The 23,849-nt window shown below is 37.8% G+C and carries 18 protein-coding genes; 8 read left to right on the top strand and 10 right to left on the bottom strand.

The features are described 5' to 3' along the window. Positions 1 to 44: 44 nt before the first annotated feature. From rimO to msrB, 3 genes are read left to right on the top strand one after another with little or no spacing between them, the layout of a single operon-like run. Complete coding sequence (rimO, locus tag IPI99_12370; protein ID MBK7341309.1) at positions 45 to 1,364, top strand: 30S ribosomal protein S12 methylthiotransferase RimO; 1,320 nt, start codon at positions 45 to 47, stop codon at positions 1,362 to 1,364. Next, positions 1,364 to 1,807 (top strand): hypothetical protein, encoded by a 444-nt coding sequence (locus IPI99_12365; protein ID MBK7341308.1) that lies wholly within the window; start codon positions 1,364 to 1,366, stop codon positions 1,805 to 1,807. Before rimO ends, IPI99_12365 begins: the two co-directional genes overlap by 1 nt. A gap of 24 nt (positions 1,808 to 1,831) precedes the next feature. After that, entirely contained in the window at positions 1,832 to 2,356 is a 525-nt protein-coding gene (gene msrB, locus IPI99_12360) for a peptide-methionine (R)-S-oxide reductase MsrB (GenBank protein MBK7341307.1), read from the top strand. Between the two features lie 54 nt (positions 2,357 to 2,410). On the opposite strand, the gene IPI99_12355 is transcribed toward msrB, so the two are convergent. The 5 genes from IPI99_12355 to IPI99_12335 form a co-directional block, all read right to left on the bottom strand. Next, the gene (locus IPI99_12355; GenBank protein ID MBK7341306.1) at positions 2,411 to 6,490 is read right to left on the bottom strand and encodes a gliding motility-associated C-terminal domain-containing protein; all 4,080 of its coding nucleotides are present in this window, start codon (positions 6,488 to 6,490) and stop codon (positions 2,411 to 2,413) included. Between the two features lie 271 nt (positions 6,491 to 6,761). After that, on the bottom strand, positions 6,762 to 7,712 hold the full coding sequence (locus IPI99_12350) for a T9SS type A sorting domain-containing protein (protein MBK7341305.1): 951 nt from the start codon (positions 7,710 to 7,712) through the stop codon (positions 6,762 to 6,764). A 95-nt stretch (positions 7,713 to 7,807) separates the two neighbouring features. Beyond that, positions 7,808 to 9,046, bottom strand: a complete 1,239-nt coding sequence (gene rocD / locus IPI99_12345; GenBank protein MBK7341304.1) for an ornithine--oxo-acid transaminase — start codon at positions 9,044 to 9,046, stop codon at positions 7,808 to 7,810. 59 nt (positions 9,047 to 9,105) lie between these two features. Continuing rightward, positions 9,106 to 9,705 (bottom strand): dephospho-CoA kinase, encoded by a 600-nt coding sequence (coaE, locus tag IPI99_12340; protein MBK7341303.1) that lies wholly within the window; start codon positions 9,703 to 9,705, stop codon positions 9,106 to 9,108. Beyond that, positions 9,702 to 10,352: a YigZ family protein gene (locus tag IPI99_12335; protein ID MBK7341302.1), complete on the bottom strand. Its 651-nt coding sequence runs from the start codon at positions 10,350 to 10,352 to the stop codon at positions 9,702 to 9,704. The genes coaE and IPI99_12335 overlap by 4 nt, the downstream gene beginning before the upstream one ends. A 324-nt stretch (positions 10,353 to 10,676) precedes the next feature. On the opposite strand from IPI99_12335, the gene IPI99_12330 reads away from it, so the two are divergent. The 4 genes from IPI99_12330 (at position 10,677) to IPI99_12315 (ending at position 16,146) form a co-directional block, all read left to right on the top strand. Beyond that, complete coding sequence (locus IPI99_12330; protein MBK7341301.1) at positions 10,677 to 12,173, top strand: hypothetical protein; 1,497 nt, start codon at positions 10,677 to 10,679, stop codon at positions 12,171 to 12,173. An 85-nt stretch (positions 12,174 to 12,258) separates the two neighbouring features. Continuing rightward, positions 12,259 to 13,197, top strand: coding sequence for a transcription antitermination factor NusB (gene nusB / locus IPI99_12325; GenBank protein ID MBK7341300.1), 939 nt, complete (start codon positions 12,259 to 12,261; stop codon positions 13,195 to 13,197). 8 nt (positions 13,198 to 13,205) lie between these two features. Continuing rightward, positions 13,206 to 14,741 carry a glutamine-hydrolyzing GMP synthase gene (gene guaA, locus IPI99_12320; protein ID MBK7341299.1) on the top strand — a complete coding sequence of 512 codons (1,536 nt, stop codon included), beginning with the start codon at positions 13,206 to 13,208 and terminating at the stop codon, positions 14,739 to 14,741. Then, positions 14,698 to 16,146: an amino acid ABC transporter substrate-binding protein gene (locus IPI99_12315; protein ID MBK7341298.1), complete on the top strand. Its 1,449-nt coding sequence runs from the start codon at positions 14,698 to 14,700 to the stop codon at positions 16,144 to 16,146. The genes guaA and IPI99_12315 overlap by 44 nt, the downstream gene beginning before the upstream one ends. On the opposite strand, the gene IPI99_12310 is transcribed toward IPI99_12315, so the two are convergent. Both IPI99_12310 and IPI99_12305 read right to left on the bottom strand, forming a co-directional pair. Then, a complete protein-coding gene (locus IPI99_12310; protein MBK7341297.1) occupies positions 16,136 to 17,863 on the bottom strand; it encodes an ABC transporter ATP-binding protein in 1,728 nt (575 codons plus the stop codon). The genes IPI99_12315 and IPI99_12310 overlap by 11 nt on opposite strands. A gap of 72 nt (positions 17,864 to 17,935) precedes the next feature. Next, positions 17,936 to 18,628 carry a hypothetical protein gene (locus tag IPI99_12305; GenBank protein MBK7341296.1) on the bottom strand — a complete coding sequence of 231 codons (693 nt, stop codon included), beginning with the start codon at positions 18,626 to 18,628 and terminating at the stop codon, positions 17,936 to 17,938. Positions 18,629 to 18,689: 61 nt separating this feature from the next. Between IPI99_12305 and IPI99_12300 the strand changes: the two genes are divergently transcribed. Then, positions 18,690 to 21,050 carry a BamA/TamA family outer membrane protein gene (locus IPI99_12300; protein ID MBK7341295.1) on the top strand — a complete coding sequence of 787 codons (2,361 nt, stop codon included), beginning with the start codon at positions 18,690 to 18,692 and terminating at the stop codon, positions 21,048 to 21,050. Here IPI99_12300 and IPI99_12295 read toward each other — a convergent pair. From IPI99_12295 to IPI99_12285, 3 genes are read right to left on the bottom strand one after another with little or no spacing between them, the layout of a single operon-like run. After that, complete coding sequence (locus IPI99_12295; GenBank protein MBK7341294.1) at positions 21,047 to 21,682, bottom strand: endonuclease III; 636 nt, start codon at positions 21,680 to 21,682, stop codon at positions 21,047 to 21,049. The genes IPI99_12300 and IPI99_12295 overlap by 4 nt on opposite strands. A gap of 4 nt (positions 21,683 to 21,686) precedes the next feature. Continuing rightward, on the bottom strand, positions 21,687 to 22,718 hold the full coding sequence (locus tag IPI99_12290; protein ID MBK7341293.1) for an acyl-CoA reductase: 1,032 nt from the start codon (positions 22,716 to 22,718) through the stop codon (positions 21,687 to 21,689). Further along, positions 22,719 to 23,795: an RluA family pseudouridine synthase gene (locus IPI99_12285; GenBank protein MBK7341292.1), complete on the bottom strand. Its 1,077-nt coding sequence runs from the start codon at positions 23,793 to 23,795 to the stop codon at positions 22,719 to 22,721. Positions 23,796 to 23,849: the final 54 nt, after the last annotated feature.

Here is a 23,849-nt window from a genome sequence, read left to right as displayed (position 1 = left end):
TCATTTGTTGAAATAAACGTAGTTTTGCACATTAAGTTATTTTATTGAAAACAAAAACTTTTCAAAAAGAAAAAGTCCATGTAGTCACATTGGGTTGTTCTAAGAATTTTGTAGATTCAGAAAATCTCATCACCCATTTAGCTCACCATAAGATAACTGTAGAGCACAATGCTGATCAAAATGATTCAGAAATAGTGATAATCAATACATGTGGATTTATTGACAAAGCTAAAGAGGAATCTATTGACACAATTCTGTCTTATGCAGAATTGAAAAAAACTGGGAGCCTAAAAAAATTATTTGTCACAGGGTGCTTATCTCAAAGATACAAAGACCAGCTTGAAGACGAAATTAAAGAAGTAGATGCTTTTTATGGTACAATGGAATTGCCGCTTCTGTTGAAAAATTTTGAAATCGATTATAAATCTGAATTAATCGGTGAAAGAATTTTATTGAAACCAAGTCATTACGCTTATGTAAAAATATCTGAGGGATGCAATCGCACCTGCAGTTTTTGTGCAATACCTTTAATGCGTGGAGCCCATGTGTCGCGAACCATTGAATCGATTGTGCATGAAGTCAAACACCTTACCACGCAAGGTGTGAAAGAAATTATACTCATAGCACAGGAATTGACATACTATGGTCTCGATATTTATAAACAAAGATGTTTGGATCAATTGATGCGCGAACTCTGTAAGATAGATGGCGTCGAGTGGATAAGGTTGCACTACGCTTATCCTGCTAAGTTTCCTATGGAGATTATTGAAGTGATGAAAAGCGAACCAAAGGTTTGCAAGTATTTGGATATTCCCTTGCAACACGCATCCGATCCAATACTGAAAGCAATGAAAAGGCAAACTACCCAAGCAGAAATGCAAGCACTCATTGACGAGATTAGGGATAAAATTCCGGGTATTAGTTTGCGTACCACTATGTTGTTAGGATTTCCCGGAGAGACTGAGGAGGATGTACAGCAAGTGATAGAATTTATTCAAAGAAATAGGTTTGACAGGTTGGGTGTGTTTACTTACTCACATGAAGATGGGACTTCTGCTTATGAATTGGAGGATGACATTCCACTTGAAGTAAAACAGGAAAGAGCGTCTCGGGTAATGGATATCCAGGAACAAATTTCGCTGGAGTTGAACCAAGAGAAAGTTGGTAAAATTTTCCGCGTATTGGTTGACCAGAAAATGTCTGGCAATTATGTGGGAAGGACTGAAGCAGATAGCCCTGAAGTAGATAATGAGGTACATATCAATGCTCAAAATCTTTATTTGAGAATAGGAGATTTTGTAGAAGCCAAGATCACTGCAGCTGATCATTTTGATTTGATTGCAATACCGCAATTCAAAGAATAATGAAACAAGAGGACGTAGATTTTTTTGGCTATCGACTCACGCCATTCAGGCAACTTTTACTTTGTTTTGGCATTATGATATTATTGGTCCTTGTTCTTTACATGGCTAGTTTGATGAAAATCACGACTGTGGAGAAAGAGGATTATTGGATTTGTTTTTTAGCTCCTATTTTATTTTTTGTGGTCATGAATTGTGTTGTTACTTTTTTTTCCAAGGAGCATTTGGTTTATTATCGAGAATCGTTGATGTCTTATATCATACTGACCATGTTGGCATGTCTTGGTGGGTGGATCATTACTGGTATAAATATTCTAGATCTTGTGCATTTCAAATTTGTGCTCATTGTCATCACGTTTGTATTCTTGGTTTTTTTGAGTATAATAAATTTGATGAAGTGGATCATGAAATACATTCTTACAGAAAATGAAACAGGAAGAAAGTAGTTATAGATGATAAAATCAATATTTATGATATTATTCAGCATTTTTGTATTGTTGTTGATGAATTGTGGGCAGAAACCTGTCGAGCATAAAATAATGCAAACCGAACAAAATATTAAATCAAATACCGAACAACTAGAATCAATTGCTATGGACAGTATTATTCCAATTATAAAATCAGAACAGGAGTGGAAGGAAAAATTATCTGAGATGGAGTACTACGTGTTGAGGCAAAAAGGTACGGAAAGAGCCTTTACCGGAGAGTACTGGGATAATCATGAAAATGGAATGTACAATTGTCGGGCCTGTGGATTGCCGCTATTCAATTCTGACACAAAGTTTGAATCTGGTACAGGCTGGCCGAGTTTTTTTAAGCCTATCAACTCAACCAATGTAAAGGAAATACAAGACAAATCTCATGGTATGGTACGAACTGAGGTGGTTTGTGGTAGATGTGGCGGACATTTGGGTCATGTCTTTGAAGATGGACCAAAACCTACAGGTATGAGATATTGTATGAATTCGGTTTCTTTGAAATTCATAAAACAATAAGTAAAATTTTTTTTAAAGTAAAAAATTTCAATCTTTAGAAAACCGAGCAAAAATTTATCGAATCAGCTGGACTGCTTTGGTAAATTTAAATTCGGACTTCTCTCCACACAAATCTATTTTCCCCGAAATAACGGCAATGTATGTGTCCATCGGCATTGCTTCCGAATTTTTTGTTCCATCCCATGAATGAGTTGGGTCATATGTGAAATAAACCAAATTTCCCCAGCGGTCGAAAATTGACATATCATAATTGCTAATGGATTCGGGGTTTTCAAAATAAGGCTTAAAAGTTTTATTGATATCTTCTCCTGTAGGAATGAATACGTTCGGAATCTTGATACTTTTTTCAAGTTCTCTGGTATCGGGTAATACCGCAAATGATCTTCGGACACTTTCGCATTGGTGTAAATCTTTATATTCAACAGTAAAAATTCCAAATCTATTGACTACTAATTGCGGTGTCTTTACATTTTCTCCAATCCAGTTGTAAATCAAGCTATCTCCATAATATGCATCTAGTTCAATAGTTTCCTCTCCGCACAAGTAACTGGTATCTGTTGTTAAAAATTTAAAATCGAGTCCGGGATAAGCATGAATAAAAAAAGTATCAATGATAAGGCACTGATTTGCATCTACGATTTTAATTATATGTTGGCCAGGTGATAAATTTGTAAAGTAAGTTCGTCCTATAGGCTGGACTTTGTTATCAAGTGTGACGGAATACGGAGATGCACCATTCAAATCTGAAACTGTCAAAGAGCCATTGATCTGATTTGGGCACGAAGAAACAATTTCTTTTTTGAATTCCAACTGACTGATCAAAATTACCTCAACGACACCGGAAGTTACACAACCATTGCTTTGATGAGATACGTATGTAAAATCCCCTGCATTTCTGAAAGTGAATTCTTTTCCTTCCTTGTTGCCGTAAAGTCTTACTCCTTTTGAATTATACCACACTATAGAATCTAATTTCTCCGAGTGGTTCGCAATAAAAATTAGTTGTTTATCTGAGCAAGGTAACATGAGCGTTTGAGCTAATCCTATGTCGTATAGTGTAGTGTCTACATCGATATAAACACTATCTGAGGAATTGCAATTTGTGTTTGGCGGGAGAACACTGTAAACGAAAACACCCGATTTATTTGTGATCAAAGCAATATTTTCTGTGTTGATTGTGTCAGTTTGTGGGCCAAGCCATCTAAACCTGAATTCACTTGATATATTACTGGTTTGAGGTAGTATATTACTTAGCCTGCTTTTGCAATTTAATTTAATCGTATCAGGCAGATCTATTATGGGTTTAATAAGATTTTCACTTACTTGTACAGTGTCATAGATTTCGCAAGAAGAGTTTTTGAACTTGACATGCAGAATATACGTTCCGGGAAGTGTAACAATAGGTTTGCGCGCAGAGTTGTTAGAATTGTTGATATCAGGTCCAGACCATTTTATGATTATGTTTGAATCAGCCTCATTAATCGATGATTCCAAAATTGCAAAATCTCTTTGACAATTGATTTGAACATTCGGTCCTGCCTGAGCATCCGGAAATTGTCCATTGAAATGGATTAGTATTGTGTCATGGCTCAGACAATGAGTGATGCTATCTCTGACAGTCAATATGTATTGTCCTTCTTTCTTGATAGAAATTAGTTTCTGATAAGAATTTGCACTTGTGATATCAGGCCCTGTCCAAATGATTTGGAGATTATTACCCGTAGATGAATTGGCACTTAAAAAAGTCGAATCGACTCCACAACCCAAATCAGAAGACTTGATTGCTTTTGCCATAGGGAAAACCGAAACATTGGCTACCACAACTATGTCTGTATCCCGACAGAAATTCATTGTATTGGTCAAAATTAATGTATAGTTGCCAGGCACGCGCACGAAGGGAAATCTTCGGGACATATTTCCAGCATTGATATCAGGACCTGACCACATATAAGTAATATCAGGTCCGAAACTTCCATTGTTACCTCCAATTGTAGTGCCTACAGAATCACAAGCAATCAGCTTGTCTATGCCTGCATCAGCTAGAGGGAGGTCTTTATCACTGTTGACTATTACTGTATCAGTCGCAGTACAATCATTTGTCAGGTTAATAATCTTGAGAATGTATTGGCCTGGTAATCCTACAGAAATATTGATCATATTTTTATTTGACGAATTCACATCCGGACCAAACCACTCTGTCAGATAACCCAATCCATAGTGTGATGAATCACCTTTGAGCCCAATCTGGCTGTGACCACAACTTAAAATTTGATCTTCTCCTGCATAAACATAAGGCGGCAGAGTATTATCAAATACTTCAACTGTGTCTCTTCCGGTACATCCTGAAAATGTATCTACCACAGACAATATATAGATTCCGGGTAGTGCAACGGTGGGTTGAGCAAGTCGACTGTTAAACGGAAGGATATCAGGACCCGTCCAGAAAAATTTTCTACCTATAATGGTATCCAAACGAAAAGGCTCCAAATTGACAAAATGTACACTACATGTCAGTTGGAGGTCTTGACCTGCATTAGGATCTGGAGTTTCAGCTACTATGACCTCAATTGATTTATCGGATTGGCAACCATTAGAATCAATCATTTGAGCGAGATGGTGAAGTGTTCTGTCAGGACAAATTTCAATATTTCTGGAAGTATCGATGAGATTCCAGATCACAATGTTATTGGTATCACCGATTGCTCTCAGGACAGTACACATACCGCGACATAATATCCTTTCATCTGCTTTTACTTCAAACTCTGGTAAAGGATACTGTCTGATGAAAATTCCTGCGGTATCGCTGCAATGAAAACTGTCTGTCACCATGACAGAGTAATAACCTTCTCTAAATACTACTATAGACTTTTCATCAGATGCATTTGACCACGAATAAGTCTCAAATGTTGATTTAGTGCCAATTTCTGCAAATTCTTCTTTACAAAATCCATGATCACCTGTGAATTGAATTTCAATGTCCGGCGTAAAACTAAGTGTGATAGGTGGGCAATTAAATTCCGGAACTTTGACTTCCGGTAATGCCTCAAACAACAGGTTTCTGCCAAAGCATGAGCAGCTCTGATCAGAAATTTCCTTGGGAAAGATAAATTCCAAAGTGTCATATGTCCAGAATTCTTTCCATTGAATTTCTATATTGACTTTTTGGGAAAATTTTACTTCTTCAAAATTGTCATCCAATTCCGTTAATTGAATTTCTTGAGCATTAGGTCCATAATAATCAGGGCTTCTGGAGAATCTTAGGGAATAGTTTTTGGTGCCTATTCTTAATACGCTGAGTTTGTTCAGTTCTACTTCTGTGCCATTGTCCAAGAATACCCAATGTCCACCTTTATGAATGGGAACCACATATTTCAGAGTGTCTGATTCCAGTGTATCTCCACAAGTGCTCGTTTCTACAAAACACTTCTCAAGGGGACATTTTGCCTTGAGATCATTTAATACATTTTGTTGTATCTGGCTGATGTAAGCATCCAATCTATTGTCTGAAATTTGTTGATTCTGATCAAAACTGAGAAATGCATTTTGTCTGGTTGACCAAATTAATTGAGTTGTGTCCATATGAGTTTGGATGCCGACCTGGAAACTATCAGCTGAACAATTGGAGTAATCAGCACCTGTTATATCTAACCGTAGTTTTACCAATTCGCACACTCCTTGAAAATTGAATTTCCACAAGGGGCTCGGTGGATCAAGTCCTCCAAGACTCCTAGTCTGGCCACAAGAATCAATTGGATCGGAATAGCAATTTGAGCTCGAATATATAATTTCAATTTCATGATTTAAAGTCTCGATAGTGTAAGACCGATTCTCAAAGCTAACCGCCACAGTATCATTCGAAGGACAAATTCCGGAATAGATTGTGTAAACGAACTCAACTTTACCGCATTTATTTAGTTTAACAGTGCTGTTGCCGGGAGAGATACTGTCGATGATCATTAGTATACTGTCTGCCGGATGGCAGATAGCCGTCCAAGAGCCTCCTGATGGGTTTCCGATCAACGAATAGCTAAGTCCGCAAATCATGGTATCCTTGCCTGCATCAGCACAGGGTTGTGCCATGATAGCTGTCATTACGGTCAGTAATAAACCGTTCAGTAATATTATTCGTTTCATCAATATATTATAAATAAATATAATGCCAGTTTTTCAACCGGATTGGTAAATGTCTAAATAAAAGTAATTTTAATTCGGAGGAAGGGGATTAATGCCTTGAATTCCAATGGTAAATATAAATATTTTTTTCTATGTCAGATTTGAAATGCGATCTGAATATCTACTTACCCATGGGATTTGGAGAAATTCGTGTGAGATATGAATAAAAAAACCGCAAATGAATGGTGTATCACTTGCGGTGTAAACAATGATCTATAAAATGGTAAAAATTTTATTTAAAAAACTTTCGGTAAGAAATACGTCCCAGATGATCGCTGATTGTCACTTGATATACGCCAGCATTCAAATCTTGCACGGGAATTGATTTGCTCAAAGAACCTTCTGAAAATTGCATATTCTCTGAATAAACCTGTTTTCCCTGAATATCCCATATTTTAATGCTTCCGGAAAAAGATTCAAGTATTTTCAACTCTAAAATCAACAAATCTATCACTGGATTAGGTTGTACGTCGAATTCCAATTGATCGGACAAATCTTCAACTGCTGTAGTTGGAACAACCGGTACGGAATTGGTTTCTGTATAGATTCCAATGATATTGCTGTTTTTGTTCCAGAAATAAGGAGTTGCCGGATAAGGATCAGAATTGTATCTGTAAGTGAAATTGACATTCTTTATGCTAAATTGGGAATCTGCATATCCTTGAAATACTGTTCTCACCTCCAATTTTTTTCCTCTATATGGCGAAACATCAATTTTTGAAGTCTCGAAACATACCTGATTGAACTGTCCGGTGCTCTCTATCCACAGATCGCTATTGAGTCCTTCAACTTTGGCGTTACCATAAATTTGTCCCCACATGTTACCTACGACGATATTATTTCCATAATAGGGATCTTTACAAGTCGTACACGGAGTGCAATCTCCATTTCTATTATTTGAAGAACAACCGTCAGCAAATGTAGCGTTTGCAAAAGTCCAGGGTTTAGTTGAGCTTGAATAGCCTATAGCATGGAAAGGACAACACTCTGACTGGCCTGGTAATCCGAGGGATATATAATCCAATCGGATAGCACCTTTTTTCCTTTGATCTGCTCCGGTCGATGGATCATTTGTAGGAGAAACAGTAGTTGTGGCACCGCAAAATCTAAATTGAATATGCTGTGCAGATAAAATTTCATTATTGAAAACAATTAATAAAATGAAAAGTAATTTTTTTTTCATAGGCGGAATTTGCAAACAAGAAATTAATAATTGAATAAACCTTGTGATAAAGATATGATTATTCCTAAATATGTTAGACAATAATTTTTTAGAAATTAATAAGAGACGATGGTGTCTTTTATCACTTCTATGCTGTCAATTATTTCAGATTTTGTAATGACCAGAGGAGGAGCAAGTCTGATAATATTGCCGTGTGTTGGCTTTGCTAACAAGCCTCTTTCCATAAATCCGGTGCAAAGTTCCCACGCTACATTTGAATCTTGCTCAGTGTTAATTTCTATTGCGTTTAGCAATCCTTTCCCACGGATATCGCGAACCAAAGAAATCGAACTCAATTCTTCTTTCAGCAAAGACCTGAACAAGGTACCCATGTTTGCAGCATTATCGGCCAAATTTTCTTCTTCCAATACCCGTAGGGATTCAATGGCTACAGCACAGGCTAAAGGATTTCCTCCAAATGTAGAGCCGTGTTCTCCTGCCTTGATGGTGAGCATAATCTCATCATTGGCCAATACTGCTGAGATAGGTATGAATCCTCCTGATAGTGCCTTGCCCAACAATAAAATGTCCGGTTTAATTTGGAGATGGTCGCAAGCCAATCTCATTCCGGTTCGACACAAGCCGGTCTGAATTTCATCAGCAATGAACAAGACATTTTTTGATTTGCAGAGTTCACTAGCTTCCTTGAGATATTTATCATCAGGTACTATTACCCCGGCTTCTCCTTGTATTGGTTCGAGCAGAAATCCGCATACATTTTTGTCTTGTAAAGCTTCTCTCAGCACTTCAATATTGTTATACTCCACTTTTAACAAACCGGGCACATATGGTCCAAATCCTTTATAACTGCTTGGGTCAGAAGATGCTGAAATGGCGGCAATTGTACGTCCATGAAAGTTGCCGGTAGCAACCAATATGATTGCTTGATTTGCCTCAACACCTTTGACTTCATAAGCCCACCTTCTACAGAGTTTCAAAGCAGTTTCCACAGCTTCAACTCCTGTATTCATAGGCAAGACTTTGTCATATCCGAATAAATTGGTGATGTATTGTTCATATTCACCCAATTGATCATTGTGATATGCTCTGGAACTTAAAGTAAGTCTGGAAGCCTGTTGAATCATTGCTTTCAATATTCGCGGGTGACAATGACCCTGATTTACAGCAGAATATGCTGACAGAAAATCTAGATATTTTTTACCGTGGATATCCCAAACATAAACTCCCTTTCCATTGCTGAGTACAACAGGTAAGGGATGATAGTTATGTGCGCCAAACTTTTCTTCCAGTTCGATAAAATGCTCTACCTCTCTGCTTGTATCAATAATGCTCATTTCCCTTATATTAATTGACAAAATTAGCGTTTTTTGAGGATTAAGAACGCAGTACTATCTCATATAGAAACCTTAACAGAGGTCTTGATTATTTTTTGGTGAATCTCATATACCTGAGGAAGTATGGAATGATTGCCATCATTATAAACTATATAATTGGCTATTTTTCTGAAAAAATCATCAGATGCTTGTGCCTTGATCCTCAGCTTGATTTCTCTCTCACGCCGTTTGTCTCGTTGCACAGTCCTTTGAATTCTGATGGATTCAGGAGCAAAAACATATATGATAAAATCAGGAGTATAATAATGTCCAATATTGCTAATCAATGCACTCTCTTGCAAAACATAAGGTGCTTGAAAATTTTCTGCCCATTGTAAAAAATGTTCGAAAACAGCAGGGTGGACGATATTATTTAGAATCTGCAATTGGTCCAAATTGCCAAAGACTGATTTTGCAAGAAAACCGGTATTCAAGTCACCATCCACGTAGCTTTGATCCCCAAAAGATTGTATGATTTTATTCTTGACGAGGTCATTTTGCGTCATCAGCTTTTTGGCTTCCTGATCTGAATTGTAAACAGGTATGTTAAGCACATTGAATATGGACCCTACAGTGCTTTTGCCACTGCCTATTCCTCCTGTGAGTAAGCCTTTTTTCAAATGGAGTTTTTTGAAAGTGAAATCCCTTCGATGGGAAACAATTCTGCTATATCTTTTCTTTTTCGGTTTTCTAACTTCATTTTAATTTTCATAAATATTTCCTCTTTGCTCACCAAAGGTAAATTAACTGAAATCACTGAGGGCTCACCAAGTACCGTATTGACAATTTGAACTCCAGGTTCGGGTTTCAGAAGACCAAGGATCTGTTGACTTTGTACAAAATTACATTCAATAACCCACTGTTCAATTATGTCCCGACTTACGATTTGCCCTTGAACGATTGCTTGTTCGGCCGCTTGTTTGTAAGCCCTCGTGAGTCCCGGAGCGCCTAGCAATACTCCTCCAAAATACCTGACGACAAATATGACGACGTCGGTGACTTGGTGTTTGTCAATCTGTTGCAAAATGGGCTTGCCAGCCGTACCAGAAGGTTCTCCGTCGTCAACTGTTCTGAATTCAAGACGCCCCGTGCCTAATCTGTATGCATAACAGACATGCCTCGCTTTGGAGTGTTCTTTCTGCAGATCCAATAAATGGTGCCTGACTTGTGGTGCCGTTTCTACAGGAAAAGCGTAGGCCAGGAACTTACTCCCTTTTTCATGGTATTCACCATAACTCGCATTGCCTAAAGTCAGATAAGTACTCATTCCGGCCTGATCCATTTAACTGCAATTAATAAAAGGAAATCAATTCAAAATCCTTCAACAAATCAATAAAATTATGTAGTCTGAGGACATATAGTACTCAATCATTAACATCTCATTGTTCAAATTTAGAAAAATCTTAACCTGTTTCAAATTATTCTGAACGATTTTTGTAATTGAAAGACAAAATCTTACCAACTTTAGTGAAATCCGTTTTTCTGAAATCACTCACGACGGGCGTTTTATCCCTTTTGGTGATGAAGTATCGTATTGACGACGGAATCAACAAGCAGTTGGGCTTTTTATAAATTATCAAAATTATTATTTATGACGATCATTAGTCTTATGATTTATGTCGCCATTGCTGCAGCGGTACTGACTGTATTGGTGTATTTTTGGAAGCAGGGAAAAATTTCAGTGCCGGATAGTTTTATTCAAAATTATTGCGGAGCATTATTTATTTTTTCCGGATTTGTGAAGGTTGTTGATCCATTGGGAACTGCGTACAAGATGGAGCAATATTTCCAACAGTTTCAGGCTGTAGCTGAAGGTTCCTTTTTAAAGCCTGTTGCTGGCTTGTTTCCTATGCTTGAACATGCAAGTGTTGGCTTTTCTGTGTTTGTAATAGTCCTGGAAATAGTGCTGGGGATCATGCTTTTGGTGGGTGCATATCGCAAATTGGTGGTCTGGTTATTCTTTTTGATTTTGTTATTTTTCCTTGCATTGACAGGATTTACTTATTTGACAGGATATGTTCCGGATGGTGTCAATTTTTTTGAATTTGGCAAATGGGCAGATTATGATTCCAAGAATATGAAGGTGACAGACTGTGGTTGCTTTGGAGATTTCTTGAAGCTGCATCCTAAGACCTCATTTTTTAAAGACGTGTTTTTAATGTTACCGGGTTTATGGATGCTGTTTAGATGGAGAAAACTCCATCAATTGTTTTCTCCGGTATTCAGGACCGTTTTGACCGGATTCTCTGCAGTAGCTCTTACTTTGTTCAGCTTTAGCAATTATATATGGGACGAACCGGTTTTGGACTTTAGACCTTTCAAAATAGGTGTGAACATTAGGGAGCAAAAAGAAATCGAAAAGAAAGCTGCTTCTGAAGTTAAGGTTTCTTTCAAATTAAAAAATAAAGCTGACGGCAAGGTCGTCGTTTTGACTGAGGATGAATACATGAAAAATTTCGCTCAGTATCCTAAAGTTCAGTGGCAGGTGTTGGATCAAATCAAATCTGAACCAAGCATTCCGGAGACTAAAATCAGCTATTTTGACATTGCTGATCTCAATGGAGAGGATAAGACAGATTCACTTTTGCACGAGAAAAAGAATACTTTCTTGATTATCAGCCCTAAAGCGAAATACAAGACCCATAAAGAAACCAGGCAGGTAGTCGATTCAGTTTTTGTCTATGATACCATCTGGGCCGACAGCAAGAAGCTTGAGTACAAGGTGGTCAAGAATTCCGTTGGCACCAAATCCAGAGAAGAAGTGGCGACAGTTTATGATTGGGACCCAAACTATATTGATGCTTTAAAGAAGGAAATTTTCCCTGTCGTAGATTCTTTTGCGGGACGTTCAGTAGGAGTGATGTTTATTGTGGGAGGAATGGGAGAGCAGGGGATAGGCAAGTTGAGAGAATTTCTAGCAGTGCCCTATGGATTTTATACATGTGATGACATTGTTTTAAAGACTATCATGAGGTCAAATCCGGGTTTGCTGCTTCTCAAAGATGGCGTCATCAAAGGAAAATGGCATTTTAAAAGATTGCCAGAAGCTGAAGAGATGGGACATAAATACGATTTGTTAAAAATGTAAATATTTTAAATATTTCATATATTAAATTCTGTATGCTGAGGAAATGTATGTTAATTTGCAGTCACAAAAAGCCAAGTAGAAAGGTATGCTGAGTAGGAGAAATGTTCGCGTCAAAGTGATGCAGCAATTGTATAGTTTGGCGCAAGATAAAGAACTTACTTTTGATGCGGCTATACGGGCATTTCACAATACTATTCAGTCGGCTTATCAGCTTTATCTTTTAAATCTTTATTGTCTGGTTCGAATCTGTTCCATAGCTGTTGAAGATGCTAGAGTGAGACAGAATAAGCATATCAAAACCGATGAAGATAAGGTTTTTACGGACAAATTGTATTCTAATGACTTGATTCAAAGTGTTGAAAAAAATACTTTTATCCAAAAAGAATTCAAGGATACCGGATTCAAAAATGCCGTTGATGAAGACGTTTTCAGGAAAGTTTACAAGGAGTTATTGAAAGAACCTTCATACAACGCGTATATTCTCAAATCGGACATAACGAAGGATGAGCACATAGAAATGTTGTTGGAACTCTATCGTTGTTGTAGGAAAAATGAGTTGTTCAATGAAGTGATGGATGATCACTTTGCAAGTTGGTCTGATGATAAATCCTTAGTGATAGGAGCTCTGAAAAAAACCTTGAAAACGCTTCCGTCAGATGAACGATTTTTTGATGAGCATAAACCGGATAGAGAAACTGTTTATGACTTTGGAGAATTTTTACTCAAAAAAACATACGAAGAAAGCGATAACCTGGACAAGGACATAGAGCCGATTCTTGAAAATTGGGATTCAGAGAGAGTCGCCCTCATAGATATGATCCTGATCAAAATGGGCGTGATTGAGTTGCGCAATTTTAAAACTATACCTTGTAAAGTAACCCTCAACGAGTACGTTGAATTGTCGAAAATATACAGTACTGAAAAATCTAGAGATTTCGTGAATGGGGTGTTGGATAAACTCCTGAAAGATCTTCAAGAAAAAGGCCTCGTAGCCAAGGAAGGGCGGGGGCTTATCGATGAATAGACTTACCCATGTCAAAAAAGATTTATATCCTTGACTTTGGTTCTCAAGTGACACAGTTGATCGCAAGACGTGTCAGAGAACACAATGTGTACTGTGAAATTTTACCTTTTCACAAGGCTGATAACATTGACCTGGACACCAGCTCCGGGATCATTTTATCTGGTAGCCCTGCTTCAGTCAGGCAAGAAACCCATCCTGAGGTCAATTTGGATAAATTCCTCAATAAGATTCCCATCCTGGGCATCTGCTACGGAGCACAGTTGATCGCTGCAAAAACCGGTGGGATTGTGGAGTCTTCGTCAAAAAGGGAATTTGGCAAAGCCAATGTTCATCACAAGGGTTCTGATGACATCTGGAGAGATATCTCAGATTCAACTGTGGTGTGGATGTCCCATAGTGACAGTATTACAGGTCTTGGACCGGATTTCAATGCAATTGCTCATACTGATTCTATTCCTATAGCAGCATTTAAGTCTAGGGGCTATACTTTTCCGGTTTATGCAGTACAGTTTCATCCTGAAGTGTATCATACTGTTGCAGGTTCAGCACTCATTCGAAATTTTGTTGTGGATATTTGCCAAGCCAATCAAGATTGGACACCAAATTCTTTTGTTGAAAACAGTATTGATCTGATCAAGGAACAAATTCAAGATGATGAAGTCATCATGGCAATCAGTGGAGGGGTGGATTCTTCTGTTGCTGCATTGTTGATGTCACAAGCCATCGGTTCAAAGCTTCACGCTTTTTTTATAGACAATGGTCTTTTGAGAAAAAATGAATATCAATCAGTCTTAGATCAATACAAAGAACTTGGCTTAAATGTCGAGGGTGTAGATGCAAAGGACATTTTTTATACTGCTTTGCAGGGTTTGACCGATCCTGAAGCTAAACGCAAGGTAATCGGGAAAGCTTTCATCGATGTGTTTGAAAATTGTGCAGCCCATAATCCTTCTGCGCGATGGTTGTGTCAGGGTACTATTTATCCGGATGTTATTGAGTCAGTATCCGTTTACGGTCCTTCTGCATCTATAAAGTCACATCACAATGTGGGTGGCTTGCCAGAAAAACTAAAATTGAAAATCATTGAACCCCTGAAGCTTTTGTTCAAAGATGAAGTTCGCAAGGTTGGGGCGAATCTTGGCTTGCCTGCAGGAATGTTGGGCAGACACCCATTTCCGGGCCCGGGACTGGCAATACGCATTATCGGCGAGGTGACTTCTTCCTCTGTACATCTTCTGCAGGAAGCAGATGATATTTACATATCAAAACTGAGAGAGTATAAGTTATATGACAAAATTTGGCAAGCAGGTGCTATCTTGCTGCCCATACAGTCAGTAGGTGTCATGGGAGACGAAAGAACCTATGAGCATGTGCTTGCGCTTCGGGCTGTTGATTCAGTAGATGGAATGACTGCACAGTGGAGCGATATCCCACATGATATATTGGCTGATATTTCAAATTCTATCATCAATCAGGTAAAAGGAATCAATAGAGTAGTGTATGACATCAGTTCCAAACCTCCGGCAACCATCGAGTGGGAATAATATTTCCATTCTATGGTTATGTATATTCGTTATTGGTACAGCTTGTTTTCCATCTAAGAAAGCAACTAAGTCTAAGTCTGCTGATCATACTCCACCCCAAAAAACAAGCAAGCCGAATGAAGTTCCAAAAATTGACACTGTAGTTTGGAAAGAAGAAAATCCCTCAAAGGTAAAAGATGCACCTAAAACTGAGGAGAAAGACAAGGTCGTGGTGAAGCCTAAAGAGACTGAAAAAAAAACGACACCTACAACTCCCGGAGTTCCTAAAAAAAGTACAGGTAAGCTGATGCTGCCCAAAGAAGATTCGGTATATAGGGTAGTGGCTTTGCTCCCATTCAGAGCAAATGAAATGGATACCCTCTCAACGAGATTGCCTTCCGGAAGTGAAAGATTTGTCCAATATTACTGTGGAATGAAAATGGCAGTTCAGGAATTTGAAAATGAGTTGGACAAAAAACTTTTACTTACAGTTCACGATATTCAAAGCAATGATATAAGTAAGTTTGTTCTGGAACAATACGAAAAAAGACCGCCTCACGTGATCATTGGCCCATATAAGTCAGAGGCCGTAAAATCAAGTGCCACTTGGGCTAAAGAGCACGAATCAATTTTGATCAGTCCTTGGGTAAGTAGCTCAACGATTGCAGAACAAAATCCTTTTTACGTACAAGCAAAAGCGGGATTGTATGCACATTATAAAGCTATCAATGATCATGCAAGAAAGTATTACCCTGCCTCGAATATTATATTGATATCGAAATCTCCTGAAGACTCAAAGATTAAATTCTTCAATGACAGTACTCAGTTTTCTGCAAATATCAGTGAGCAAACAATTAAAGAGGACGATCTTGCGAATTCCCAAAATCCAATTCTCACACCATTTTTAAAGGAAGACGGGCCCACTGTATTTATTTTGCCTTTTGCTTCGATCAAAGACGAAAATTATATCTACCATTTCTTGAGACGCGTCAGCTCGGAGAAGGGAAATAATGATGTAATTGTTTATGGAATGTACAAGTGGATTGAATTGAAAAGTGATATTTTAGATTATGTCAATACACTCAAAATCAGGTTGAGCATCAGCAATTATTTTGACAATGATGAATCGAATATCCGTGCTTTTAAGAAAAGATACTTCAATACATATCGTGAATTTCCTACCGAAGAAGCACTAGAAGGTTATGACCTCATGAAATATGTTGTGAGATCTTTAAAAACCAATTTGTATCCTTTTCATTGGTACTCATTGGGAAGTATGGGGAATTACCTAGAGACTGAGTTCAATGTTTCACCTGTATTTAAATCTTCAGATCAGAACAAAGACCCTTGGAATGCAGATTATTTTGAAAACTCTTTTGTGAAAATTGTCGAGATCAGATCGAATCGTTATCGGGTTATTGAATGAGTTCTTGCATGTAATTACTTCCGGGAATCGATGCTAGCAGATTGCGTGTATAATCCGTTTTTGCCTGTTTAATGATTTCATAGGACTTTCCTTCCTCCACTACTTCGCCATCCTTCATCACAAGGATCCGATCAGATATAAAATGAATCACAGAAAGATCATGAGAAATAAATAAATAACTCAGTTTGAATTTTTCTTTTAAATCCTGGAGCAAATTTAACACCTGAGCCTGCACAGAAACATCCAAAGCGGAAACAGATTCATCACAAATAATGAATCGAGGTTTCAAACCCAGTACTCTTGCTATACAAATTCTTTGACGCTGCCCACCGCTGAATTGATGCGGATATTTGTCAAAATGTTCAGGAAGCAAACCTACCTCCGCCAACAATTCTTTTGCAAGATTTATTCGTTCATTTTTATTTTTTCCAATGCCATGGACCGTCATGGGCTCGACGATAGCGTCTCCCACAGTCAAACGGGGATTCAAGGAAGAGTATGGATCCTGAAAAATAATTTGCAGGTCCTTCCGCAAAGTACGCATGTGCTCTTTGTCAGTTTGAGACAAATTTTTCCCAAGATAAGCGACGCTGCCGGTACAATGTTCCAATAACTGTAAAATCGCTTTTCCTGTTGTGGATTTGCCACTGCCGGATTCACCCACCAAACCAATCACTTCCCCTGGAAAAATGTCAAGATTAAAATTTTTGACTGTCGGTATATCCTTTTTTGATTTTTGCCACCAGGATTTTTTCTTAGGATAATAAACATTTAAATCTTTTACAGAAATCAAAGGTGCAGTACTGTGCATCGACACTAACTTTCTGTCTAACTCGGAAGGAAGAATGCATTGGGTATCATCAAAATGATTAATTCCTGTACCTCTTTCGAATTCATCCATTGTGGGAAGTCTTCTGAGTTTTTTTTGCAATGGTGGTCTGCAATAGAGTAATCCTTTGGTATATTGTTGTTGCGGATTTTTAAAAATTTCATTTACAGGGCCTTGTTCTATTTTTCTGCCATTTTTCATGACCAGGACATCGTCACATATTTCCCGTATTACTCCAAGGTCATGAGAGATGAACAACATACTCAAACCCAAATCTTGTTTAAGCCTGAGAAGCATTTCGATGATGTGCTTTTGAATCCCAACATCCAGTGCTGTCGTAGGCTCGTCAGCAATAATCAGTTTTGGATTGCAACTAAGAGCAATAGCAATGAGTACTCTTTGCAATTGTCCTCCTGACAATTGATGAGGATAGGAATTATAAACTCTCGAGGGATCCGGAAGGCCTACTTTTTCAAGCCAATATAAGACTCGGTCCTTTATCTCAGATTTTGGGTAAAGTCGGTGCGCTTGGATACCTTCACCCACCTGATAGCCGCAAGTTAATACCGGATTTAAGGAAGACATCGGCTCTTGAAAAATCATAGAAATTTTTGCACCGCGAATTGCTCTTAGTCTGTCTTCTTCCAATTCACATAAATTGCTCGTTTGCTCATTTTCTGACCACAGAATTGAACCCTCCAGCAAAGCGTTGGTCGGTAAAAGTCGCAAGATGCTCATTGCAGTGATGGTCTTGCCACTACCAGATTCGCCAACGATACCAAGAATTCTATTTTGGTGGACGCTAAAGTTGAGATCCTTTACTGCTTGAACCCTATGTTGATGTGAGTTAAAACAGACATTCAATTGTTTAACATCTAGCAGGACCATGAAAGCAAATATAATAATAAATGAAAAAGTTTTTCAATTAAAACACAACTGAGTTTAGTCTAATGAGCCTTACTATTTTGAAAAAGATGAGATTAATATTGCTGCAGACACTGCTGCATTAAGAGACTCAGCACCCAGTGACAACTTTGCCGGAATACTCACGAATATGTCGCACAAATCAATTGCCTCTTGACTGAGTCCATTTGCTTCATTTCCTATCAATATAACGATTTGTTCCGGTTTGTCTATTTCATTATAAGCCAATCCATGCAATGTGGCACCTACAAACTTATGTCCTTCAAACAATTGCTTAACTTGAGCTATAGCAAGATACTTCACTTGAACTCTGGCGATACTGGACATTGAAGATTGTACTACCTTTGAATTGCTAAAGTGCACACTTCCAGGGGCGCAGTAAATCGATGAAATACCAAACCAATCACAGGTTCTGATGATAGTGCCTAAATTTCCCGGATCACTTATCCGATCCAAAAAGACCACGGTATTCTGATTTGAAGTCGAAATATTTGAATTGAATGTTGGAAATTTAAAAATTCCCAACACTTCTTTTGTTGTCCTGAGTTGCGCTATCGAAGCCAGATCGGATTCGGATATTTCACTGACCAAATGGGCAATATTTTCTATCTTTGAGCTATGCTTGTTTAGCCATCCTGTGGTAGCATAAATTTTAATGATATCACTTGGAGCGCTTGATATCAAATCAAGTACCAACCTGGATCCTTCAGCTGAGTATTCGCTGCGCAAAATCCTTGTTTCACTTTGATGGAGGGATTTAATAAAGGTTTTTTCTTGCTTGGATAAAAACATGGAAAGTCGACGTTCAATTATTTTTGGATATTACAGTTTAGTATGCATGGTACTCATCCTAATAGGTACATCATGCAACACCACAAACTATGTCAAAGGTAATCAATCTCTCCTCAAGAAGAATAAGTTTAAAATGGTAGAGTTTGATAATGACCTGACAGAAAATCAACTTTCCGCTGATATTTTTACTTTGTACAGACAAAGGCCAAATCGCAAAGTTTTGGTTGGAATTCCCAGAGAGTGGTTTTACTATAACCTATCTAAATTGGATCCCACCAAAATGCGATATAAAATATTTAGTAATTATGCAGAAGAACCTGCTATTTTAGACAGCATCCTGGTGAAGTCAACAGAAAATAATATCAGAAACTACTTTATAAACAAAGGATACCTAAATGTAACAGTAAGTTCCACCATTAAAACCAAAAGAAAAAAATCTACGGTAACCTATCTGATTTATGCTAAAGACAGATTGAAAATCAGAAGCATAGAGTATAGTACTTTGGATACTGCAATTTTGGAAATCCTTAATTCAAATGCATCCACAGCTTTGCTCAAAAAAGGAAGTCCGGTTGACAATGCATTGTTTCAGGCAGAGAAAGCGCGTATTACTGATATTTTGAACAACAACGGCTTTGCAGATTTTACGCCGCTTTATATTCCCTCACTCAAAATCGATACCTCTGATAACTTGGCGGATTTGATCTTGCGAGTAAATCTACCTCAAGGTAAATCAAAGCATGATCAGTTTCGAATTGGTAAGGTGAATGTCATCAGACAATCAGCTGATGCTGTTGCATATGATAAAGTCGAAACAGAATTTGATTCAATAAAATTCATTCGATATGGTGACGGAGTGAAAGTGAAGAATAGTTTGCTGGCAAGGAACATTTTCACTCGTCCGGGACAACTTTATAACAAATCCAATTTATCGAAAAGTACTTCTCAATTGAATAGACTGGGGCTTTTTAGGTTTATAAATTTGGATACAAAAAAAGACAGCTCTAAGCCGGGAAATATAGATATCTCATATACATTGAATTTAAATAAAAGATGGGTGTTTGATGCTAGTAGTGATCTGAATTATACCACAGTTCGCGCTTTGGGTTCCAATCTTTTTGGAATTTCCGGAAATGTAAATTTGCGTAACAGAAACTTGCTGGGAAGTGCTGAGGTATTGTCAACCAGTCTGGAAGTTGGAACTGAAGTCAATATTACAAAGTTGTCAACATATAATGCGATTAATCTCAGGTATCAGAATAGTCTCAGGCTTGCTGATTTTTATGATATCACCGGTGGATTTGCGATCTGGAAGTCAATTGTAAAAAGATTCGGAAGAACTGTTCAAAAACCCAATAGCTTTACTTCTTTGGAGCTGGGATTTAATTATGTTTTTCTGAATGATGCATATATTTATTATTTATTGAACACTCAGGTGGCATACGATATAAGGCTAGACAGATACAAAAGAATTGACGCACATACATTCAGCATAAGTCTATATGTGCCTGAAACTTTTCCTAGGTTTGATAGTGTGATTAAGAAAAATTCATTCCTTGAATCCAGTTTTAAAGGTAAAAGACTGATTACGTCTTTTTTATTTCACGATTTCATAAAGTATAAGCAAAAGGATTTGAACGAGAGATGGACCACTTCTAATTATTATTCTGTGGAATTTTCCGGAATTGAAATATCTGCCATCAATTCATTGTATAATTTGATATTAGCTAAGGATGAAGTATTTTCGCTAAATTCTTTGCAGTTTTCCAAATTCATCAAATTGGATTGGGACAAGAGATGGTATTATACTATGAAGGATAGGAGTAGCGTCGCTTTTCGATTGACGTCGGGTGTGGCGATTCCATATGGTAGGGACAAAGTGGTACCCTATATCCGCAAATTTTTTATGGGGGGCCCTCAAAGTATGAGAGGATGGGCTATTCGAGAGCTGGGGCCTGGAGCAACAAAACCGAGTCAGGAGCAAAATGAATTTGCATTTTTTTCAGCAGGAGACATCAAACTTGAAGCAAATGCAGAGTATCGGACTGATTTATTTTGGAGATTCAAATGGGCTTGGTTTTTCGATATTGGCAATGTGTGGTTGTGGCCTCAATCAGAAGGAACGCCCGAGGCAAAATTTTCAAAGGATTTTATAAATCAGATTGCATTTAATACGGGAGTAGGTCTAAGGATGGATATTTCTTTTTGTATTCTTCGTCTGGATTATGGCGTAAAATTGAGAAATTCATATTTGAATGCAGACCAGTCACATTGGGTATTTTCTAAAAGCAATAAACTGAGCTTGGCAAATATTTGGAATGAAGGAAATTTTCATTTGGCCATCAATTATCCATTCTAGTTCAACCTGGACTTTACACCATAATTTCTACAAATAATGCATTTTTCTAAGCTGTGTCCGCGTGCCGGGCAATATTGTCTGCCATAGTAAATAATTTGCAAGTGTAGCTTATTCCAATATTTTTCAGCAAACAGAAGTTTCAGGTCTAGTTCAGTTTGAACCACATTCTTGCCATCGCTCAAACCCCATCTATAAGCCAGACGATGTATATGTGTATCCACCGGGAAGGCGGCCTGTCCAAATGCTTGTGACATGACTACACTTGCTGTTTTATGGCCCACACCGGGTAACTTTTCTAGTAGAATCATGTCAGCTGGGACTTTCCCTGAATATTCTTTTGAAAGAATTTCCGACAGCCGATGAATAGCTTTGGATTTGGAATTCGACAGACCACATGGTCGGATAATTTCTTCTATGGTTTCAATTTTTAGTGCGCTCATCCTTGAGGGATTATCTGCCAAGGCAAAAAGCGTCGGTATTACTTTGTTAACCCTTTCATCTGTGCATTGAGCTGAGAGCACAACAGCTACTAAGAGTGTATAAGGATCCGTAAAGTGTAGTGGGATTGGAACTTCAGGAAACAACTCTTCCAGTACTACTCGAATTTGTTTCGCTTTTTCTTGTTTTTTCATTTTCCTATAACTCTGCTAAAAATTTCAGAGTGTCTACACCATCGGAATAATCCCAAAGTTCAGGTCTTTGTGCAGATCCGAAAGCGAATAAATCAGCGTGCATTGGGTCGATATCAGATACTATACATTGTAAATTATCCTTTTTACGTTCAAGCGCCAGTATCAGGTTTGAAAAATCATCGTAAAATTCATAATGTAAAACGGAAACAGGAGAATTCAATAGTTTGCTTTGCTTGGCAATGATGGTCTTGCCCTGAAAAAATTCTTCTTTACCCATTATGCATAATGCAAGTTGATAATCATAATTGTTTGCATACTTTGGGTGGTGTGCAAGGTGTGCAAAATCATTATCCAGGGAGGATATTAATTCTTCTAATGGAAATCCTTCAGGTATGAATATTTTACTTACATTTCTACAACCAAGACCAAAGTAGTTGAATATATCTTCTCCCAATTGATGCCACTCTTTCAAAGGATAATTCTTGGTCAATACTGCAACTGAATTTCTGTGAGCTCTGATAATGTGGGGCACTTTTTCAAAATAATGACGAAATTGATTTGATGCGAGATCAGATCCTGTAGCTATGACTGCATCAAAAGAATTAAGCCTCTCAACAAACTTCGTTTTTTGGTTTAAAAGTGGACAATGTTTTTCTAAAATTGTTTTTATCCAATAATACAATTGTTTGTCTTTGGAAGATAATTTTAACTCTGCTTTGTGTGGACTGACCCAGGTGCAAAGCAAATCATGAAAACTGACAAGAGGAATATTTCCCGCAGCAATAATTCCTATTGTTTTCGAAATTGAATAGTTTAAATGATATTTTGATAACCAGTATTCTAATTTTTTCTGATCAAGGTATTTTTCGCAAATCGCATCAATCATTCGCACTATTTCCGGTTGTGTAAACCAGCTGTTCTCTGCCTCGGCGCGCAACAAAAAATTTTCCTTTTGTTCTGATTCCGTTTTTAATTCAGCTTTGAGAATTTGGAGTTGTTCCAATGTTTGATATAAGATATGCTGATTTGGCTCCATCTAATCTTCAAATTCAAATTTACCATCGTCGAGTATTTCTTTGCGGTGAGCCGTATAATGTCTCCACTTGTCTACAAGATTTTTAAAATTTTCCGGTAGTTCCTGCTCAAAGTACATTTTTTTTCCAGAGTTTGGATGGATAAATCCTATGCTTCTAGCATGTAATGCAAAATGGGGTAGTATTTTATTGCAGTTCTGTATAAACTGTTTGTATTTCGTAAATAACGTACCTTTCAAAATTTGATCTCCACCGTATTTTTCATCATTGAATAGGGTATGGCCGATATGTCTCATGTGTACTCGAATTTGATGAGTTCTACCTGTTTCCAATTTGCATCTGACCAAGCTTGTATAATAGAATGATTCTACCAGTTCGTAATGAGTTACAGCATGTTTGCCTTCCAACCCATCTTTGCTTACTCCCATGCAACTTCGCCTTTTGGGATCTCTATATATATTCGCCGTGATAGTACCAATGGCAGGATCAGGTTCGCCCCATACCAATGCCAGATATTCGCGATCTATGGTATGATGAAAAAATTGTTTGGAAAGATGTGATACGCTATGTTCGTTTTTTGCAACCAGCAGCAATCCTGACGTTTCTTTATCGATCCTGTGAACGAGACCCAACCTTTCATTACCATCTGTCAATATCTCTTTCTGGCGATAACCAAGATGCCAAGCCAAACCATTGAGCAAAGTCCCTGTATAAACTCCGGCTGCAGGATGGACGACAACACCTTGTTTTTTGTTGATCACAAGTAGGTCATCATCTTCATAAACCACCTCGAGATTTTGATCTTCAGGGATTAATTCGCTTGTCGAAGGCGACTTAGGAATGTAAAATTCAATCAAATCATTGCCTCTGATCTTATAGTTCGATTTTGACTTTTTTCCATTAACAGTGACCAATTCAGACTCTATGGCGGATTGAATTTTATTTCTTGAGACTTTAGCTATTTTTTCTGATAAAAAGTGGTCCAGTCTTACAGGCGTTTGTCCCGGGTCAATTTTGTATTGAACCAGTTCCGGTTCACTTTCTTCTTGTAATAATTCTGAAAACTCTTCTTCCTGCATCCTGATTTAGCTGCCAATGATTAAAAATAATGTTGAACTTTGTAATTCAATCAT

The sequence above is a fragment of the Saprospiraceae bacterium genome, assembly GCA_016710235.1.
GTDB lineage: Bacteria > Bacteroidota > Bacteroidia > Chitinophagales > Saprospiraceae > Vicinibacter.
Note: the sequence above shows the minus strand (reverse complement) of the source record. Positions and strands in the feature narration are given on the sequence as shown.

Bases quoted from the DNA above. Each gene is read 5' to 3' on its own strand.
- IPI99_12365 (MBK7341308.1), top strand. From the start codon at position 1,364: ATGAAACAAGAGGACGTAGATTTTTTTGGCTATCGACTCACGCCATTC.
- msrB (MBK7341307.1), top strand. From the start codon at position 1,832: ATGATATTATTCAGCATTTTTGTATTGTTGTTGATGAATTGTGGGCAG.
- IPI99_12355 (MBK7341306.1), bottom strand. From the start codon at position 6,490: ATGAAACGAATAATATTACTGAACGGTTTATTACTGACCGTAATGACA.
- IPI99_12350 (MBK7341305.1), bottom strand. From the start codon at position 7,712: ATGAAAAAAAAATTACTTTTCATTTTATTAATTGTTTTCAATAATGAA.
- rocD (MBK7341304.1), bottom strand. From the start codon at position 9,046: ATGAGCATTATTGATACAAGCAGAGAGGTAGAGCATTTTATCGAACTG.
- IPI99_12335 (MBK7341302.1), bottom strand. From the start codon at position 10,352: ATGAGTACTTATCTGACTTTAGGCAATGCGAGTTATGGTGAATACCAT.
- IPI99_12330 (MBK7341301.1), top strand. From the start codon at position 10,677: ATGACGATCATTAGTCTTATGATTTATGTCGCCATTGCTGCAGCGGTA.
- nusB (MBK7341300.1), top strand. From the start codon at position 12,259: ATGCTGAGTAGGAGAAATGTTCGCGTCAAAGTGATGCAGCAATTGTAT.
- guaA (MBK7341299.1), top strand. From the start codon at position 13,206: ATGTCAAAAAAGATTTATATCCTTGACTTTGGTTCTCAAGTGACACAG.
- IPI99_12315 (MBK7341298.1), top strand. From the start codon at position 14,698: ATGACATCAGTTCCAAACCTCCGGCAACCATCGAGTGGGAATAATATT.
- IPI99_12310 (MBK7341297.1), bottom strand. From the start codon at position 17,863: ATGGTCCTGCTAGATGTTAAACAATTGAATGTCTGTTTTAACTCACAT.
- IPI99_12300 (MBK7341295.1), top strand. From the start codon at position 18,690: ATGGAAAGTCGACGTTCAATTATTTTTGGATATTACAGTTTAGTATGC.
- IPI99_12295 (MBK7341294.1), bottom strand. From the start codon at position 21,682: ATGAAAAAACAAGAAAAAGCGAAACAAATTCGAGTAGTACTGGAAGAG.
- IPI99_12290 (MBK7341293.1), bottom strand. From the start codon at position 22,718: ATGGAGCCAAATCAGCATATCTTATATCAAACATTGGAACAACTCCAA.
- IPI99_12285 (MBK7341292.1), bottom strand. From the start codon at position 23,795: ATGCAGGAAGAAGAGTTTTCAGAATTATTACAAGAAGAAAGTGAACCG.